Source organism: Nitrospira moscoviensis, assembly GCF_001273775.1.
Classification (GTDB): Bacteria; Nitrospirota; Nitrospiria; order Nitrospirales; family Nitrospiraceae; genus Nitrospira_D; species Nitrospira_D moscoviensis.
The window spans coordinates 189,678-206,919 of sequence record NZ_CP011801.1; the positions used below are offsets into that span (position 1 = coordinate 189,678).

Below are 17,242 nucleotides of genomic sequence, written 5' to 3' on the forward strand. Positions count from 1 at the left end.
GGTATGCCGCCAGTATAGCTCAGTATGCAGACTTGTCGAGCAAAGCCTCGACTTTTGCAGAACACGCCGGAGGGAATCGATGCGAAGGGGGCGTCGACCTCGGGAGGACTGCCGGCCCGCGCAGCCGCTCGAAAAGCGGCCGCGCGGGCCTCAGCGAATTACGCGCTCTTGGCGTCTTTGTCCTGTTCGAAGATGCGGATCGGCGGGTTTTTGCCCGCGATCGCGTCTTCGGTGATGACCACTTCCTTGATCTGTTTCTGCGAGGGCGCGTCGTACATGACGTCCAGCATGACTTCTTCCAGAATCGCCCGCAGCCCGCGCGCGCCGGTTTTTTGCGCGTAGGCCTTCCGCGCGACCGCGCCCAACGCCCCGTCGGTGAATTTCAGCTTCACCTTCTCGAACGACAGCAGCTTCTCGTACTGCTTGGTCAAGGCGTTCCTCGGCTCCGTCAGGATGCGGATCAGGGCCCGCTCGTCCAATTCTTCCAGCGTCGCCACCACGGGCAGCCGTCCCACGAACTCCGGAATGAGACCGTACTTGAGGAAGTCCTCCGGCTGCACTTTCGCCAGCAGATCCCCCAGGCGCACTTCGCTCTTGCCGCGCACTTCCGCGCCGAATCCCATCGATTTGCGGTTGAGCCGCTGCTCGATGGTCTGGTCCAGGCCGACAAACGCGCCCCCGCAGATGAACAGGATGTTGCTCGTGTTGACCTGGATGAATTCCTGGTGCGGGTGTTTGCGCCCGCCTTGCGGCGGAACGTTCGCCACGGTGCCTTCGATCAGTTTCAGAAGCGCCTGTTGCACGCCTTCGCCCGAAACGTCGCGGGTGATCGACGGGCTGTCGCTCTTCCGGCTGATCTTGTCGATCTCGTCGATGTAGACGATGCCGCGCTCCGCCCGCTCCACGTCGTAATCCGCCGCCTGCAGCAGCTTGAGGATGATGTTTTCGACGTCTTCGCCGACGTAGCCGGCTTCGGTGAGCGTGGTCGCGTCGGCGAGCGTGAAGGGCACGTCGAGATACTTGGCGAGCGTCTGGGCCAGGAGCGTCTTCCCCGTCCCGGTCGGGCCGACCATCAGAATGTTGCCCTTTTGGAGCTCGATGTCGTCGACTTCTTTTTCCTTGGAGGAAATCCGCTTGTAATGGTTGTGCACCGCCACGGAGAGAATCCGCTTGGCGCGCTCCTGGCCCACGACGTACTGGTCCAGGTGGTGCTTGATCTCGGCCGGCTTTTTCAGTCTCGACGAGATCTCCTCCTTGGCCTCTTCCCAATCCTCGGCGATGATGTCGTTGCAAAGGTTGACGCACTCGTCGCAGATGTAGACCGTCGGTCCCGCGATCAGCTTCCGGACTTCATCCCGGCTTTTTCCGCAGAACGAACACCGCAAATGTCGGTCCATCTTCTCCTGCTTGGCCATGCCTCCTCCTGTGTTACTTTTTGGCCGCGTCTTTTCCGTCGCCGGACTCCGCCGGCTTGACCATTTTCGGTGGTCGTGTGATGACCTCGTCAATAAGGCCGTACCGTTTCGCCTCTTCGCCGGACATGAAGTAGTCGCGTTCGGTGTCGTGCGCGATCTTCTCGATCGATTGTCCGGTGTGTTTCGCCAGGATCTCGTTCAGCCGCTCGCGGATCTTCAGGATCTCCCGGGCATGGATGTCGATCTCCGTGGCCTGGCCCTGAAAGCCGCCCAGCGGTTGGTGAATCATCACGCGGGCGTTCGGCAGGGCAAAGCGTTTGCCTTTCGTGCCGGCCGTGAGCAGCAGCGCGCCCATGCTGGCGGCCTGGCCCAGGCAGATCGTGTTGATCGGCGGCTTCACGTACTGCATCGTGTCGTAAATTCCCAGGCCGGCGGTGACGCTGCCGCCCGGCGAATTGACGTAGAGATTGATGTCTTTTTCCGGATCTTCCGCTTCGAGGAACAGCAGTTGCGCAATGATGAGGTTGGCAAACACGTCATCGATCGGCGCGCCCAAGAAAATGATCCGATCCTTGAGCAGGCGCGAATAGATGTCGTAGGCGCGTTCGCCTCGATTGGTTTGTTCCACTACGATCGGCACCAGCATGTCGTCAAATCCTTTCCGTGACGGCTGCGGCGGCCTTTGGGGCGGGCCGCCTTCCGCCCCTATCCTTGAATCACCGCATGGCGGTAGACGAAGTCCAACGCTTTGTCGGCCAGAATTCGTGCCCGCAGCTCCTCGATGGAATCCTGGCCCCCCGCTTGAATCATCTTCACGAGGTCGGCCATCGGGAGCCGAAGCTCCGTGGCGAGCCGCGACACCTCGTTGTTCAAATCCTCCTGGCTGACCGAGAGCCCCTCCTTCTCGGCGATCGCTTCGAGAATCAAGCCGATTTTGACCCGCCGATTGGCCTCGTCCCGGTGCTCCTCACGGATCTTTCTGATCTCCTCCGCTTCCACGGCGGGCGAGAGATCGGTGGCTTTGCCGCGCTGCCGTTCCTGCAGCTTTTGCCGCACGATGGCGTCGAGCTCCCGCTGAACGAGCGTCTCGGGAAGGTCGAAGTGATGCGTCTCGGCGAGACGCTTGAGGATCGTGTCTTTGTAGGACTCTTCGATGTCCTTCTTCAGGGCCTTTTCCATCTCGGCGCGCAGCTTGTCCTTGATCTCCTGCAGCGATGTATAGGGCCCGCAGTCTTTCGCAAATTCATCGTCGAGGGCCGGCAGAATCTTGCGCTTCACGCCTTTGACGGCGAGGCGGAACGTGACCGTCTTTCCGGCGACGCGCTGATCGGGGTGGCTGGCCGGATAGGCCTGTGGAATTTCGACGATCTCTCCTTCCGTCTTGCCGATCAAGTGGGCGTCGACGTCGATCCCCAGAATGGCGGCTTTCGATCCGATTCGATGGAGCTGGCCTTCCTTGGCGGTGCCTTCGAGCGGCGCGCCTTCCAAGAATCCTTCCATATCGACGACGGCGTAGTCCCCCTCCGCCAAAGCGGTGCCGGCCGGTGCGGCGTCGAGCCGCGCCTGTTGCTCGCGCAGGACCTCCAACGCGCGGTCCACCTGTTCGTCGGCCACCGTGCGTTTGTCGGGCTTGAGCGAGATGGGGTTCGGCGCCTTGTAATCGCGGAGCTCGATTTTCGGCTTGATCTCCACCGTGGCGGTGAAGGTGAACGGCGAATCTTTTTTGATTTTCACCCGCTCCAGCGGCGGGATTTCGACGAGCACCGGGTTGATGCCGGCTTGTTTGATGGCCCGATCATAGAAATCCGGCACCAGGCTCCGGATCACATCTTCTTCCACCGCTTTCGCATAGCGCTGCTCGAGAATGGCCCGCGGCGCTTTGCCCGGACGAAAGCCGGGGACCTGCACCTGGCGATTGAGCTCGGTATAGGCCCGTGAAAACCGTTGCGTCACCTCCTCGGCCGGCACTTCGATCTTCAGCGCCCGCTTCATCGGGCCGAGCTCGGTGACCTCCAGATTCATCGTCATAGATCCTTGTCCTTTACCCTGTGGCCGGCATCCCGGCGACGGTATCGTGGTGGTGGTGCGAGAGGGGGGACTTGAACCCCCACGGTTACCCACGAGATCCTAAGTCTCGCGCGTCTGCCAGTTCCGCCACTCTCGCACGGTGGGGATGTCCGCGGGGCTGTCGTGGTAGTGCCTGAGACAGCAAAAACACGCGATGTTGTACAGCTTTTGTACCGTCGGGAGTATCCAAGTGTCAACCCATACGACTGGTGGGTTTTGGTGCCAGCGACGCGGACGGCGCGCAGGTATTTCTTCTGGAGGAGGAGGGCGGATCTACGCGGGAGGAACCTGGGGCATGAGGTTTGCGGGTGGACGAGGTATAATGCCTACACATCTGTAAGAACTGGGTATGAGTCCTCTCACGATCCGGATTCATCCTCCCGTTCCGTTTATTCCTTTATGCGCGGTACGCCTTTCGTGAAGGAGGTGTGTATATGCGACAGCTATCCAAGCTGCTTGTCGTGATCCCCGCCGTCATGGGGATATGGGTCAACGCCGCTTCCGCCTACCGGGAATACTTCACGCCCGAACAAAAGACACAACTCGCCAAGATCCAGACGGTGCTCGTGGATGCGATCGCGTTGACCGACAAAGGCTCCGTCGATGCCGGCCCTCTCGCCGAAGTCGCCGCCCGCCGCCTCGGTGAATTGGGATACACCGTCGTGCAAGACAGCGGGAAGCCTCACGACGTCGTGTTTCGGGTGAAGTGCGAGCAACGTAAGACCTGGGAGGGCACGACGGCTTCCGGCGGCGACGCCGATCTGCCCGACGCCCCGTCCCGGCTCTGGAAAGGACCGGCGTGCCAGTTGACCTATCTGTTGGGCGGGATGAAGATCAAATGGCAAAAAGAAGTGCGCACCGATTTCGAGGACGCCGCCGCGGCCGCGCAAGCGGCGCAAGCCGGCGAGCCCGGTCCGTTCGCCATGGCAAAACTGAAAGACGTGCTGGAGAAGTACGAATTCCCGCTCCTGCTCACGGCCGAATGGGGGCAACCGGACCGCTTGCTGAAATTGCTCGACGCGCCGAATACGAGTCAGTCCCGCAAGATCAAGATCATGTCGCTCTTGGGCGAAATGCAGGCCGATGAAGCGCTGCCCAAGTTGAAAGAGGCGCTGAAAGATCGCGACCTGGCGAAACAGGCGCTGGTGGCGATGGGCAACCTCGGCAAAGACGGCATTCCCCTTCTCGTGGACATGATGAACACCGCGCCGCAAGTCGAAGTCCAGGCAGCGGCCGCCAAGGGGCTCGGGCAAATCGGCGGCATCCACGGCGATGCCTCGGTCGTTCTGCCGTTGCTCGCGAAATTGAACGACCCGAAAACCGACTGGGCCGTATTGACCGAGGTCGCCTGGGCGCTCGGGAAAATCCCCGATAAGCGGTCGATCCAGCCGCTCTACGACATCGACAAGAAGCTGCAAGCCATCCGCGACCCCGAGAACGTCCAATTGAAGAAGCTGAAAGAAGCCGTGTTCTGGGCCATCAAACAGTGCGATACATGGGATCAATACAGCTAGCCGTCGGTTGACATTCCTTCTCCTCCCTCCTATCGTGCTCCGAGCCGGCCATCACCGGCTCGGAGCCGCCCGTGTCAGCATCAAATGATGATCAGGCGCATGGGTATCGCCGGTCGACCACAGGAGGTAGGTATGAGACCATGTTCGCGCAGAAGATTCTTGGAAGTCACGGCCGCGACCGGCGGGGCGCTGCTTTTCGGGGATCTGATCAATCAGGTGCTCGGCTTGGACGGGAAGGCGCGCGCCGCCGGAGGCGAACCGATCAAGGTCGGCATCATCGATCCGCTGTCGAGCCCCTATAAAACGTCGTCCATCCATGACGTCCATGGCGCGAACGTCGCCGTCGATCTCTACAACAAGCGCGGCGGAGTGCTCGGCCGGCAAGTGGTGATCCTGGAGGCCGACGACGCCTCGAGTCCCGAGCAGGCCGTCAAGGCCGCGACCAAGTTCATCAAAGACGACCGCGTTGATTTTCTCATGGGCACGTTCAACGCCGATTGCGCGCTGGCCGTGTCCGAGGTGGCCAAGAAGGAGAACAAGCTCTTCATGGTCACCGCTTCGCATGAGCCGGCCCTGACGGGCGCGGCGTGCAACTCACACACGTTTGTCTTCATGCCGAACGCCGTCATGCTGGCGAAGGCTGTCGTGCCGCAACTCGCCAAAGCCTACGGGACGCGATGGTACATGCTCACGACCGGCACATTGGACGGCAAGGCGATGGCGCAGGCGATCGTGGCGGCGGGGCAGGCGCATGGCGTGGAGTTCGTCGGCGAGGCGCTCCTGCCGTTCGGCGCGACGGATTTTACGTCGGCGTTGACGGCGGCGAAAGACAAACATCCGACGCTGCTCGTCCTCAATCTCTACGGCTGGGATCTGGTCAATGCCTTGAAAGGCTATACCAAACTGGAGTTGGCCAAAGACAAAATCGGCGTGGGCGGCTTGATCGGCGGCGAGCAGATCGGGCGGCCGCTGGGCTATGCGAACAACGCGGGCGTGTGGGGGCTCATCTGGGATCCCAAGATCAACACAGACGGTTCCAAGCGGTTCATTCAGGGCGTCATCGACAAGTACAACCATACGCCCACGTCCCGCTGCTATCTCGGCTATGCCGCGATGATGCAAATCCTCGAAGCGGTGCGGCGTGCCGGAACGACTGATACCGCCGCAGTCATCAAGGCCTTGGAAGGGCATGAGTTCGACGGGTTGAAAGAAGGCCGCTCGTACTTCCGTGCGTGGGATCACCAACACGTGCAGGATGTGCTGGTGGGGGAAGCGTTCGGCAAGGAGATGGGACTCGGTCACTATAAGATTCTGGCGACCGTCCCGGGAGACGCGGTCGCCGGCACGGTCGAACAGAATACCTGCAAGCTCTAAACAGGGACCCGGCGGGGGATCGTTTATGACGTGCCCCCGCTCTTGTTCGCGACTCGACGCTTACTTCGTCACCCGCACTTCGACGCGGCGATTCTTGGCGCGTCCCGCGTCCGTCGTGTTCGCCATCACCGGTCTCGTGTCCGCGTAGCCGTGGATTTCGGCGGCGGCGAGGCCGCCCTCCGTCAGGGCCAGCGCCGCGTTCGCGGCCCGCGCTTCCGACAGTTCCTTGTTGCTGGGGAATTTCTTCTTCAACTCGCTGCGGATGGGCCGATTGTCGGTATGGCCGTCCACCGCGACCTTGTACTCCGGGAAGTCCTTCAAAATCGATCCGACCTGCTTGAGCGCTTCGGCGCCGGCCGGCTTGAGCTGGTCTTCCCCGGAGCCGAAGAGATAGCCGGACGCCAGGTTGATCAAGAGCCGCTCGTTGTTCAGATCCACCATGATGTTGCCCTTGTCGATCTGCGGCCGCAACGCTTTGATCAATCCCCGCTGGGCTTCCTTCAATTTCGCCATTTCCGCGGAGAGATCGCCACGCAGCCCGGACAATTCCTTGTCGCGCTCGGCCAGTTGCCGTTCGCGTTCGGCGAGGCGCTGCTTGGTCGCCGCCAGTTCCATGGCTAGAGTCTCCTTTTCGCCGGATATCCCTTGCAGGCCGGCAAGTTGTGCTTCGAGGGACGCTGCACGCTGCTCGGCGGCCGACAAGTCCGCCGCCAGTCTATCCCTCTCTCCCGAAGCGGTCAGAAGGCCCGAAGCCTCAGAGTGCGCTGCGGCAAGCTGCGCTTCCAGCTCCGCGTTCCGCTGTTTGGTCGCCGCGAGATCGGCCGCCAGCCGATCTTTGTCTCCCGCCGCTCCGCTCAAGGCCGCGAGTTGGGCTTCCAGGTCCGTGTTTCGTTGTCTGGCGGAAGCCAACTGTTGTTCGAGATCGTTCGCATGTTGTTGCGCCCGACTGAGGTCTCCCTGCGCGGAAGACAGTTGCCCGGCGAGCCGCGCGGAATCTCCGGCTGCGGAGCGAAGCGCGGTCAGGTCGCGGTCGCGGTCGGCGAGCTGCCGCTCGAGATCGCTCACACGGCCGCTCAGGGCGCCCGTCTGTTTCCGCGCCGCGTCCAGTTCGTCGGCCAGGCGCTGCCGCTCCCGTTCCAATGCTGCGAGCCGTGCGGCCATCTCCGCAGAGGCTTTGTCGGCGTCCCATTGATGACGATGGCGGTATTCGTACCCTCCGTCGCAACAGATGGCGGTTTTATCCCAGGTGGAACAACCGGCGACACCAGCCAAGGTGGCCGCCAGGATCGAAGTGGTGATTCGCTTCATGAGCGTCTTCTCCTTGTTGAGTGATGAGCGACGAAGCCGTTAGACGGCGGAGGTGCAATGCGCGCACTTGCTTGCATTGATGGGAATGGTCGACAGGCAATGGGGGCAGTCTTTGGTCGTGGGAGACCCGGCAGGCGGCTGCTTTTTGAAGCGGTTGACCTGCTTGACCAACAGAAAGATGACGAACGCGATGATGATGAAGTCGAACACCGTCTGCAGAAACACGCCGTAGTTCAGTGTCGGCGCACCCGCCACCTTGGCGGCGGCGAGCGACGGCTGGGGCGTTCCTGATAGATTGATGAAGAGACTGGAGAAATCGACGTGCCCCAACAACAGGCCCAGCGGCGGCATCAGCACATCGCTGACGAGCGACGAGACGATTTTTCCGAACGCGGCGCCGATGATGACGCCGATGGCCATGTCCAACACGTTGCCTCGCATGGCGAAGTCCCTGAACTCTTTCAACATAACCCCTCCTTGCAAGGATGGCAGGTGAAGTGCGCGTGCTATCGCTTCCGAGTGGTATCGAAGCTGTACCCCAGCGTGATGAGATACAAATTGTCCGTATCTCCCGTGCCCGGCGCAGGGCGGCTGTTGTACCGCGTGGTGATCTGGAAGCTGCTGACGAAGCCCTCGATCAGTTTGAACCGCACGCCGTTGTCCATCGTCAGATAGTAATCGCTGAAATCTTCGAGGGACGGGTAAAATTCGTCGAAGTGGTACAGCGTGATGCGGTCATCCCACAGCGGCCAGTTGAATTTTACGGACCAGCGGCCGCGGAACGAACTGGTGTCGGGCGCCGTGCGAAAATCCTCGTTGAAGTAGGAGAGACCGGCCTCCGCGTACAGGCTCATGCTTTTCAGGATGCCGCCGAAGTCGCCGACGTCGATGATCTGATAGCCGGGCCCCGACGCCAGCGCCGTCCGCATCTTGAGATCTTGAAAGCGGTCGTTTTCAAAGTAGGCGGAGGCGAACCAGAAGAGCCGCTTCGTGATGAAAAAGTCCAGTTTGGTCGTGACGCGAGCGTTGCGCGCGATCAGCGTATCGGCGTTGTCGCCGTAGACGTATCGTCCGTTGATCGTCAGCCGCAACTGCTCGCTCCGGGCCACGAAATCCCCGAGGAGGCTGGCGTTCCGCAGCTGGCTGTTGCCCGTCGTTTGAGAGAAGCCGCCCGTGAGGGCGCCGATGTAAATGATGGGCCGTTGAATCAGCGGATTGACGGCCGTCACGGACTCCATCGGCACGGACAGGGTTCCCTGCATTGGCTCGACCGTGAGGCGCAACGTCCCCGCCGCGCCCTCTTCCACCGTCCCGACAAGAACGGTGCCTTCTTTGAGATGGAAAGGAAGCGGATGCGAAATCCGAAGCATACGGACCTCCGCCCATTTCACTTTGATCATGTCGGCGGCGGCGGGAGATTGGATGTGCAGGAGGCCACCGCTCATTTCAATCACTTCGCCCATGATCACGCTGCCGTCCTTCAACGTCACCACATCGACGTGGGTTGGCTCCGCGGCGGACACGGATGCCATGCTGTGCAACCAGAGCGCTGCAACCAACCACATGAGCCAGTTCATGTCGCCAAAACCTCCTCGACAGCCTCGGTAAATACCTAGGGCTGTTTGACCTTAGGTTGAGGGTCTATAGCCGAAACGTGCTGGCACTAGCAAGGGCCTAGCCAGGCACACGTTGATCGGAACGGAGCGTCGGGACAGACGGGCGGATCACCGAGCAGGGATTCCCGGGACTGATGCACGGCCACTCCGGCTGAGTCATGCCTAGAAGCGGCGGAGGCGCCGGCACCCTATCGGCCGAAGAGGCCTTTGAGCAGTTCTTTCCCCTGCTGCTTCAAGTCTTCCGGTTTCGTGGTGCCTTTCAGCAGCCCGCCGACGGCTTCCTCGACCTTCTTCTGGACCTGTTCCTGCACCTTGCCGGTCATGCTCTTCATGTCGAGCCCGTAGGAAGGCGCTTGGACCGTTCCCGTCACGGTGAGGGGCAGCGTGACCCGCCCCTCTTTCATCGCCAGCTTGATCACCGGAGAGGCGCCGGCCAGTTGTTGACTCAGCTCCTGCGAGAGGTGAAGGTTGAGGGCCAGATTCAACCGTTGATCAAATCCGATCGTGCCGCCGCCGGTCGCTTGAAAGTCGTGACTGTCCATCAGCAGGCGCTCCACGATGACAAGGCCTTGCTTGACGGTCAGATCGGTTTCGATCGTCGAAAAGGCCGTTGCTTTTGGATTGTCGATGGCGATGCCGGCGATCTTGAGGATCGCGACGGCTTCCTGCAGCAAATTCACGCCTTCAATCTTGCCGTCCTTGACGGCGATCCGTCCTGTCCCCTCCAAGGCTTTGGTCAGGTCCGGCATAGTGAAGCCGCGGCCGCGCAACGCCAGGTCGGCTCCGGCCGTGCCGGTGAGCGAAACCTGTGTCGCGGCGACGGCATCCAAGGCAGGACCCAATTGCAGCCCCTGGACCGCCGCCGTAGCCTCGAAGGGCGGCGCGTCGGCTCCGCTCGTGAGCTTACCCTTGGCCGTGACCTGCCCGTCGAAAAGCCGGAAGGAGAGCCCCTGCAGCAACACATCCTGGCCCCGAGCTTCCGCGGCGACGTGCAGGTCCTTCACTGAGACCGGCTTCTGCAACGGCAGTGCAATCGGCAGCTCGGCGGTATTGATGTCCGCCGAGCTAATACTGATACTGGCATTGCGCCCCGCCGTCTTCCCTGTGATGGCGAATGTCGTCTTTCCCACCGCCAAGCTAAGATCGATGGCGTCGAGATCGGTCGTCTCTTTGAGCGGGCCGAAATGGCCGTCCAGTGTCACGGGCGTGTTCAACGGCTGCACCAGCGTGTCGAGATGCAGCGTCGGCGTCTGGCCGAGCCGAACAGAAGTCAGCAACGCATCCACGTCCTGCAGGACGTACTCGGTTTGCTTCGGGGTCGAGAGATCGCGATAAGTCAGTGTCCCGCCATCAATGGAAACACGATCCACCGCCAACAAGCCGAGGATTCTCAACGGGCCTTCAGTCGACGGGATGGGAGCGCGCGAGGGAGTCTCGGGCGCCGGGACGCCGGGCCGCCCGATGGTGGCGATGTTCAATACACCGCGCTGGTTTTTTACCACCGTAATGACCGGTTCGCGGAGGGTGATCTCTTCCACCTCCACCCGGCCGCTCAGCAGCGGCAGCAGTTGGACGCCGACATGCAGTGACGCGAGAGAAGCAAACGGGCCGGACCCGAAGGCCGGATCGTCCAATACGGTGAATCGGCCGACGCGGGCGCCGATGCGCGGCCAGATCGTCAGGCGGATCTCTCCAATGTCAATCTTACGGTTGAGCGCCGCTTCAATCGCCGGCTTGTACCGGTCTTGATACCGGCTCAGATCGATCAGGAAGGGCAGCGCCAGGATCGCGCCGAGGATCAGCACGAGAACAACGACGAGTCCGATCACGATCTTCATTCGGCACCTCCCTTAGTGGCGGTCAGTATAGGAACGAGCCGAGAGAGGGTCAACCGCTGGAGGAGCCGGTCCAGTCCGCGCGCACTCTGCGTCCGTCGCCTTGCCGCTCCAAAATCCGGCGTGCTAAGATGCCTTTTCTTCTGACGATCGACGCGGAGAGGTGCGAGAGTGGACGAATCGACATGCTTGGAAAGCATGCGTCCCGGCAACGGGACCGTGGGTTCGAATCCCACCCTCTCCGCCAAACAGCGCTCGCTCGTGTCGGCGAGCCAGGCAAAAGGAAAAAGCTAAACGGTAAACGCAGGCGGTTTCGAAGAGAGGGTGGGATTCGAACAGGGGGCCCGCGGGGGAAATATCCCCCGCGTGGGGAGCGTACGAGGGGGCTGGCCCCCTCTGTAGGAGCGCGAACAGCGCGACGTCGAATTCCCACCCTCTCCGCCAAACCAAGCGTGCGCGACCGCGAGCCCTTGTAATGTTCTTGGCGAGCGGATAAAGCACCGTAAGTGTTTTAGGGGCTGGGCCCTGTGCAACAGAACCCTGTGAACCCCGCCAGGTCCGGAAGGAAGCAACGGTAAGCAGAACGTTTTGTGTGCCGCAGGATCACCTGGCCCCACTTGCAAAAGAAGTGACGAGTGATGGGTGACGAGTGATGAGCGAATGCGGGCGGATACGCCTAGAACTTCTGTAATCTTCACTCATCACGCATCACTGTTTTTATGGACTACCAAGTTTCCGCCCGCAAATACCGGCCCGGCACGTTCGTCGACGTCATCGGCCAGCCCCACGTCGTCCAGACATTGATGAACGCGGTCGATACCAAGCGGATCGCCCATGCTTATCTCTTTTCAGGCACGCGCGGCGTCGGCAAGACGACCGTGGCGCGCATTCTGGCGAAGGCGCTGAACTGCGAACAGGGCCCGACCGGCCGTCCCTGCAACATGTGCGTGAACTGCCAAGAGATCACCCAGGGCAACTCGGTCGATGTCATCGAAATCGACGGCGCGTCGAACACCAGCGTGGACGACGTCCGGGAGATCCGCGAAAACGTCAAGTTCACTCCCTTTCGCGGGCAGTACCGCGTCTACATCATCGATGAAGTGCACATGTTGTCCAACTCGGCCTTCAACGCCCTCTTGAAGACCTTGGAAGAGCCGCCGCCGCACGTGGTCTTCATCTTCGCGACGACCGAAATCCACAAGATCCCGGCCACCATCCTCTCCCGGTGCCAACACTACAACTTCCGCCGGATCGCCCGCGCGGAGATTATCGAGCGTCTGCGCCACGTCGCCGATCAGGACGGCTTGACCATCGAGCCCCGCAGCTTGACGGCGCTGGCTCGGGCCAGCGAAGGCAGCATGCGCGATGCGTTGAGTTTGCTCGATCAGGCCGTGGCATTCGGAGGCAAGACCGTCGGCCATGCCGATCTCGAAGTGTTGCTGGGAGCCGTTCCGCTCGAGTTGGTAGGCGGGATGATACGCGCCATTCTGGCGCAGGACAGTCCCGCCGCCTTGGCCGTGCTGGCGAAGGTGTTGGATCAAGGTCACGATCTGAAGGCGTTCTGTGCAGAGATCGTCGAGCACCTGCGCAATCTGTTGGTCGCGTCCGTCGTGCCCGCCGCCGATCTGGGCGGCTTGGTCGAAACTTCGGAAGAGGATCTGCGACAACTCGCCGCTGAAGCCACGGCCCTGCCCCCCGAGCGCTTTCAGGATCTGTTGACCATCTTCGCCCAGGCGGAAGATGCCCTGCGCTTGAGCGCCCATCCTCGCTTCGTGCTAGAAGCGGCGGCCGTGCGCGCCACGCGGGTGTCGCAAACGCCCGATGCATCCGTGCGACCTGCTGCTCAAGCAGCCTCGCCCCCTCCTGCTCAAAAGACTCCTGCGAAGGGCGAGCCGGTCAAAACGGAGGCCGCGCTGACCCCCACTCCACGACCTACAACGCCGCCGGTTTCCAAGACCGTCTCGCCCGCCGCCCCTGCGGCTGGCCAGAAGGCGGTTTCGAAGCCGCCCGAGACTCCGAAGTCGGCAGCGGGTGCCGTGGCACCGCCGGCGTCTGTGCCGGCCGGTACCGCCACGATCGCTGCGCCGACGTTGGATTGGGAGTCGGTGCAGGAAGAAGTGGCCGCGGCCTACCCGAATATCGCTCCGTTCCTCGAAGCCGGTCGATTCGTCGGCCTCGAAGGCGGGGTGGTGACGATCGGGTTTGCGAAGCAAGTGACGTCGGCGCGGGCCATGTTGGAGAAAGAGGACAATCTGAAGACGTTGGCCAAGCTCTGTGAACGACAGACGGGGCATTCGATGCGGGTCCGAGTCGTCGAGCTCTCGGACACGGATTCTGCGGGGCCGACGATGGCGCAGATCCGGGCCGCCAAGGAACAGGACCAGCGGCTTGTGCTGTTCGACCGCGTGCGGTCGAATCCGGTGGTGAAGCAGGCCCTCGAAATGTTCGGCGCGGAGTTGGCCGACGTCCGAACCGTGCCCCAGAAGGAGGCGGAATGAAAAATCCCTTCGGCAATATGAGCAACATTCTGAAGCAAGCGCAGGCCATGCAGGAGCAGATGGCCAAGATCCAGGAACAGGCGGCTTCCAAGACCGCCAGCGGCACGGCGGGAGGCGGCATCGTCACGGTGACGGCGAACGGCGCCATGCAGATTGTCGGCGTGGCGATCGATCCGGAAGTCGTCAAAAGCGGCGATGTGGAGATGCTGCAAGATCTGGTGGCGGCGGCGACGAACGACGCGCTGCGCAAAGCCAAGGAGTTGATGGAAGGGGAGATGAAGGCGCTCACCGGCGGCCTGAAGATTCCCGGGTTGATGTAGCCGTCGAGCCATGAGCCTCCCGGGGATTCGCAGTTACTGACATATGGCGGTCGATCAACAGGGATTGCTGGCCCGACTGGTTAAAGAACTGGTTCGCCTTCCGGGCGTCGGGCAAAAAAGCGCGCAGCGGCTGGCCTTTCATCTCTTGAAGGCCGAACGGGAGGACGCTTTGCGCCTCGCCGATGCGATCCGGGCGGTGAAGGACGGCCTCGCCTTCTGCCGGCAATGCCGCAACATCGCCGAGGGGGAGCTCTGCGAATTTTGCCTGGACCCCAAACGGGACCGGACCAAGATTCTGGTCGTCGAGGAACCCAGCACGCTCTACGCGGTGGAGCGGGCCGGCGCGTACCGCGGCCTCTATCATGTGCTGCTCGGCGCGCTGTCGCCGCTTGACGGCGTCGGTCCGGGCGACATTCGGGCCGAAGAACTGGTCGAGCGCGTGAAAGCGGGCGGCGTGGAGGAGGTGATTCTCGCCACGAATCCGACGATCGAGGGCGAAGCGACCGCGATTTACCTGACCCGGCAGCTCAAGCCGTTCGGCATACGCGTCAGCCGCATCGCCTATGGCATCCCTGTCGGGATGGATATCGAGTATGCGGACGAAGTGACGCTCCTGAAATCGATCGAAGGCCGGCGGGATTTGTAACCGGCCCGGCTTCTCCTCCCGTTGACCCTCTCTTCCGCGTCCTGTTATAGTCGCGCCTCGTTCGGCATTCACTCCGTCGTCGACTATGGCAACAAAGGCACGTGCGTCGTCCAAACGGGCCGCTTCGACGAAGCCCTCCACTCCGCTTTCCGTTACCCGAACCAACGCGAAGCAGTCGGCCGGCAAGAAAGCCAAATATCCCGATATCCGCCGGGATCTCGAGCGTCAGCGGGCGGCCATCCTCGATGAGGTGGGCGATGCGCTGACGAAGCGATCCGGCCAGGAGGCGTTCCCCGACGTGAGCGATCAGGCGTCGGCCGAAATGGACCAGAATTTCTCGATGCGGATCCGCGAGCGCGAGCAAAAGTTGCTCAAGAAGATCGAAGAAGCCCTGGAGCGGATGAAATCCAACACCTATGGCATCTGCGAGCGCTGCGGCGGCGAGATCCCGTACAAACGCCTCAAGGCCCGTCCTGTCACGACCCTCTGCATCGAGTGCAAGACTCTCCAAGAGCAGGAAGAACGAGCCCGTCGGTAATTTGCTGGCGGGCCTTCAAAAGTGCAGAGCCACGCCGCCCACCACATGTCCGGTGGCGATGGTATAGCGCTCCTTGTAATCCGAGGGAAGGCCGAGTCCGGCAAAATTAAATGAATGCCATGCCTGCGTCCATTTGAACTCGCCGAAGACCGCCAGGTTTTTGACCAGAAAGATTTTAGCACCGACAAGACCTTGAAAAGCCGGCGAATAGCTTGTTTCTCGGTGCCCTGTGCTCGACTCGGTTAAACGTGCCCGTTGGACGCCTCCCCCTATCCCTACATAGGGATACCATCGCCCTTGCGGCATGTCCGTTGTGGCCCATATGGGATAGCGGAAGAGCAAATTCACGGCCAGTTGGTTCACTGCAAACTCACTGGTACTCCCGAACGTCATCGCGCCGAGCGGCAACCCGCTCATTTTGCCTACGCCCTCCCCCGGAACAGTCTGAGGTTGGAGGTCAGCCGTAAAACTGGTCCAGTCCAGTTCGACGCCGATCTGGGGCTGCCAACTAAGCCGTCTGGGTAAGTACCAGGCAGTGAGCTTGGCGCCAAAGGAGTCAGAGTTATCGAAGTTGAGGCCGATCGCTTTCGCGTCGACCGGTTCGAACCCCGCCGGCGTGATGGCGTAATTGAATCTCGCCGTAGTATTGGCGTGATAAGCCCGCCCACCGAACGCTCCGAACGAAAACTCCCACTTACGCTCGGCTTGCGCTTCGTTCAAGGGCAGGGCGGTCAGCAATGCGGCAAGCAACGGGGCACAGATCAACGCGCGGCGCATAACTCCTCCCTCTTCTATGGTTAGCAAGACAAATAGCAAGCTATCAGAGGGGAAGCTGAATGGCCTAAGGAAATGTGTTTGTGTGCAAGCGGGAAACGGCGAGGGAAACATCAACGCTTCAGGAGTTTGATGCGCTCGCGGACATGGGCGGCTCGCGCCTCTTCGTCGGGATTGCCTTCCACCAGCGCGAGGAATGTCTCGTATTCGGCGAGGGCGCGTTTGGGATTAGTCGGCTCGTAGGCTTCGGCGAGATTATAGCGGGCGACGGCATAGTTGGGCCGCAGGGTGACGGCCCGTTCGAAGAGGCCCAACGCGGCCGCCTTGTCGCCCATCTTCTCATGGACGGTCCCGAGATTGTTCAACACCTCGGGAATATTCGGCCTGATCGCCAAGGACTGAAGCATTTCCGCCTTCGCCTTCTCGAGCTCACCTTTCGCTTCCCACGCCAGTCCGAGCTTATGGTGCGCCTCCGCCAGCCACACTTTGTTGGTAAAGCCGCCGGCGATCGCTTTCTGATAGGCGTCGGCGGCGATGTCGTAGTTCTTGTCGCCGCAATAAGCCAGTTGCGCCGCTTGTCCGCGCGCGAATTGCTGCAGCGAGACGAACGGCTCCCTGTCTTCGCTGCCCTGACTCTCGACCGTCCGGCCGCCCGCGCCGCCGGACGGATTCCGCAAGCGATCCAAAAATTCTCGGCGATACGGCGAGAAAAGCCGGACATACGGGTCGATCGTGAAAGAGGCCGCGAGCAAGATCGGCCGTTCCCGCGACCCGGTGACCAAATATTGCGTGGTGCTTTTTTCGTCGCCGGTTTCGAACAACGCGCTGGTGTCCATGTTGGCTTTGGTCGCCAGTTGCGCCACCGTCAGATAAAACTCGAGCGAAGGCTTGAGTTGCGAGAGGGTGCGCCGCAGCACGGGATAAGGCGTCAGATCCAGACCCTGCGGGAACGTGAAGAGGGCCCCGACCAAGCGGCCGTCTTCATCGAAGAAATAGGACTCGTCGGCATGGGAGGCGCTCTGGGCTTGCTGGATACGAATTTCCTGCCCGCTTCCCCACGCGCGTCCCGCTTTCGGAGCCGCGGGGAGTTTGGCATGGAAGTCTGCCGTGCGCTCGCACAGGGCCGATTTTAACAGCGTCAGGTCGCTTTCCGACGGCGGCAAATCGGGCCGCACGGATGCGGTGCCGCATCCGGAGAGCAGCGCGAGCGCCAGCATGGCGCGGCACGAGGAGGCGAGATTCGCAAACGCACGGCTCATATGGGCGTAGGACGACGGGGGATTTTCAAACCATACACGATTTGATGGGGGCAATGCGAAGGGAGAAACACGAAGGCC

Annotated in this window: 15 protein-coding genes, 2 tRNA genes and 1 other RNA gene; 8 read left to right on the top strand and 10 right to left on the bottom strand. The window is 61.5% G+C overall.

Annotated elements, in window-relative coordinates; all coding sequences use genetic code 11:
- Positions 1 to 158 precede the first annotated feature (158 nt).
- The 4 genes from clpX to NITMOv2_RS00850 form a co-directional block, all read right to left on the bottom strand.
- Positions 159 to 1,415, bottom strand: coding sequence for an ATP-dependent Clp protease ATP-binding subunit ClpX (gene clpX, locus NITMOv2_RS00835; protein ID WP_053378093.1), 1,257 nt, complete (start codon positions 1,413 to 1,415; stop codon positions 159 to 161).
- A 13-nt stretch (positions 1,416 to 1,428) separates the two neighbouring features.
- Positions 1,429 to 2,061: an ATP-dependent Clp endopeptidase proteolytic subunit ClpP gene (clpP, locus tag NITMOv2_RS00840; RefSeq protein WP_053378094.1), complete on the bottom strand. Its 633-nt coding sequence runs from the start codon at positions 2,059 to 2,061 to the stop codon at positions 1,429 to 1,431.
- A 59-nt stretch (positions 2,062 to 2,120) separates the two neighbouring features.
- Positions 2,121 to 3,443, bottom strand: a complete 1,323-nt coding sequence (gene tig, locus NITMOv2_RS00845; RefSeq protein WP_053378095.1) for a trigger factor — start codon at positions 3,441 to 3,443, stop codon at positions 2,121 to 2,123.
- Between the two features lie 53 nt (positions 3,444 to 3,496).
- Positions 3,497 to 3,579 (bottom strand) — tRNA-Leu (locus tag NITMOv2_RS00850).
- A gap of 337 nt (positions 3,580 to 3,916) precedes the next feature.
- Here NITMOv2_RS00850 and NITMOv2_RS00855 point away from each other — a divergent pair.
- Together NITMOv2_RS00855 and NITMOv2_RS00860 are read left to right on the top strand one after the other, a co-directional pair.
- Positions 3,917 to 4,996, top strand: coding sequence for a HEAT repeat domain-containing protein (locus NITMOv2_RS00855; RefSeq protein ID WP_053378096.1), 1,080 nt, complete (start codon positions 3,917 to 3,919; stop codon positions 4,994 to 4,996).
- 132 nt (positions 4,997 to 5,128) lie between these two features.
- Positions 5,129 to 6,370 carry an ABC transporter substrate-binding protein gene (locus tag NITMOv2_RS00860; RefSeq protein WP_187299319.1) on the top strand — a complete coding sequence of 414 codons (1,242 nt, stop codon included), beginning with the start codon at positions 5,129 to 5,131 and terminating at the stop codon, positions 6,368 to 6,370.
- A 60-nt stretch (positions 6,371 to 6,430) separates the two neighbouring features.
- On the opposite strand, the gene NITMOv2_RS00865 is transcribed toward NITMOv2_RS00860, so the two are convergent.
- The 4 genes from NITMOv2_RS00865 to NITMOv2_RS00880 form a co-directional block, all read right to left on the bottom strand.
- Positions 6,431 to 7,678: an OmpA family protein gene (locus NITMOv2_RS00865; RefSeq protein ID WP_053378098.1), complete on the bottom strand. Its 1,248-nt coding sequence runs from the start codon at positions 7,676 to 7,678 to the stop codon at positions 6,431 to 6,433.
- Between the two features lie 39 nt (positions 7,679 to 7,717).
- Positions 7,718 to 8,146: a large-conductance mechanosensitive channel protein MscL gene (gene mscL / locus NITMOv2_RS00870; protein ID WP_053378099.1), complete on the bottom strand. Its 429-nt coding sequence runs from the start codon at positions 8,144 to 8,146 to the stop codon at positions 7,718 to 7,720.
- A 38-nt stretch (positions 8,147 to 8,184) separates the two neighbouring features.
- Complete coding sequence (locus tag NITMOv2_RS00875; protein ID WP_053378100.1) at positions 8,185 to 9,255, bottom strand: DUF481 domain-containing protein; 1,071 nt, start codon at positions 9,253 to 9,255, stop codon at positions 8,185 to 8,187.
- 227 nt (positions 9,256 to 9,482) lie between these two features.
- Positions 9,483 to 11,132, bottom strand: a complete 1,650-nt coding sequence (locus NITMOv2_RS00880) for an AsmA family protein (RefSeq protein WP_053378101.1) — start codon at positions 11,130 to 11,132, stop codon at positions 9,483 to 9,485.
- Positions 11,133 to 11,286: 154 nt separating this feature from the next.
- Here NITMOv2_RS00880 and NITMOv2_RS00885 point away from each other — a divergent pair.
- From NITMOv2_RS00885 to NITMOv2_RS00905, 6 genes are all read left to right on the top strand, one after another.
- Positions 11,287 to 11,376, top strand: a tRNA-Ser gene (locus NITMOv2_RS00885).
- Positions 11,377 to 11,645: 269 nt separating this feature from the next.
- Positions 11,646 to 11,745, top strand: an RNA gene (ffs, locus tag NITMOv2_RS22385) — signal recognition particle sRNA small type.
- A 103-nt stretch (positions 11,746 to 11,848) separates the two neighbouring features.
- Complete coding sequence (dnaX, locus tag NITMOv2_RS00890) at positions 11,849 to 13,627, top strand: DNA polymerase III subunit gamma/tau (protein WP_053378102.1); 1,779 nt, start codon at positions 11,849 to 11,851, stop codon at positions 13,625 to 13,627.
- A complete protein-coding gene (locus tag NITMOv2_RS00895; RefSeq protein WP_053378103.1) occupies positions 13,624 to 13,947 on the top strand; it encodes a YbaB/EbfC family nucleoid-associated protein in 324 nt (107 codons plus the stop codon). Before dnaX ends, NITMOv2_RS00895 begins: the two co-directional genes overlap by 4 nt.
- A gap of 43 nt (positions 13,948 to 13,990) precedes the next feature.
- Positions 13,991 to 14,593, top strand: a complete 603-nt coding sequence (gene recR, locus NITMOv2_RS00900) for a recombination mediator RecR (protein ID WP_053378104.1) — start codon at positions 13,991 to 13,993, stop codon at positions 14,591 to 14,593.
- Positions 14,594 to 14,678: 85 nt separating this feature from the next.
- A complete protein-coding gene (locus tag NITMOv2_RS00905; RefSeq protein WP_083447646.1) occupies positions 14,679 to 15,131 on the top strand; it encodes a TraR/DksA family transcriptional regulator in 453 nt (150 codons plus the stop codon).
- A gap of 15 nt (positions 15,132 to 15,146) precedes the next feature.
- On the opposite strand, the gene NITMOv2_RS00910 is transcribed toward NITMOv2_RS00905, so the two are convergent.
- Both NITMOv2_RS00910 and NITMOv2_RS00915 read right to left on the bottom strand, forming a co-directional pair.
- Positions 15,147 to 15,908, bottom strand: coding sequence for a hypothetical protein (locus tag NITMOv2_RS00910; RefSeq protein ID WP_053378105.1), 762 nt, complete (start codon positions 15,906 to 15,908; stop codon positions 15,147 to 15,149).
- 110 nt (positions 15,909 to 16,018) lie between these two features.
- Complete coding sequence (locus NITMOv2_RS00915) at positions 16,019 to 17,164, bottom strand: tetratricopeptide repeat protein (protein ID WP_053378106.1); 1,146 nt, start codon at positions 17,162 to 17,164, stop codon at positions 16,019 to 16,021.
- Positions 17,165 to 17,242 lie beyond the last annotated feature (78 nt).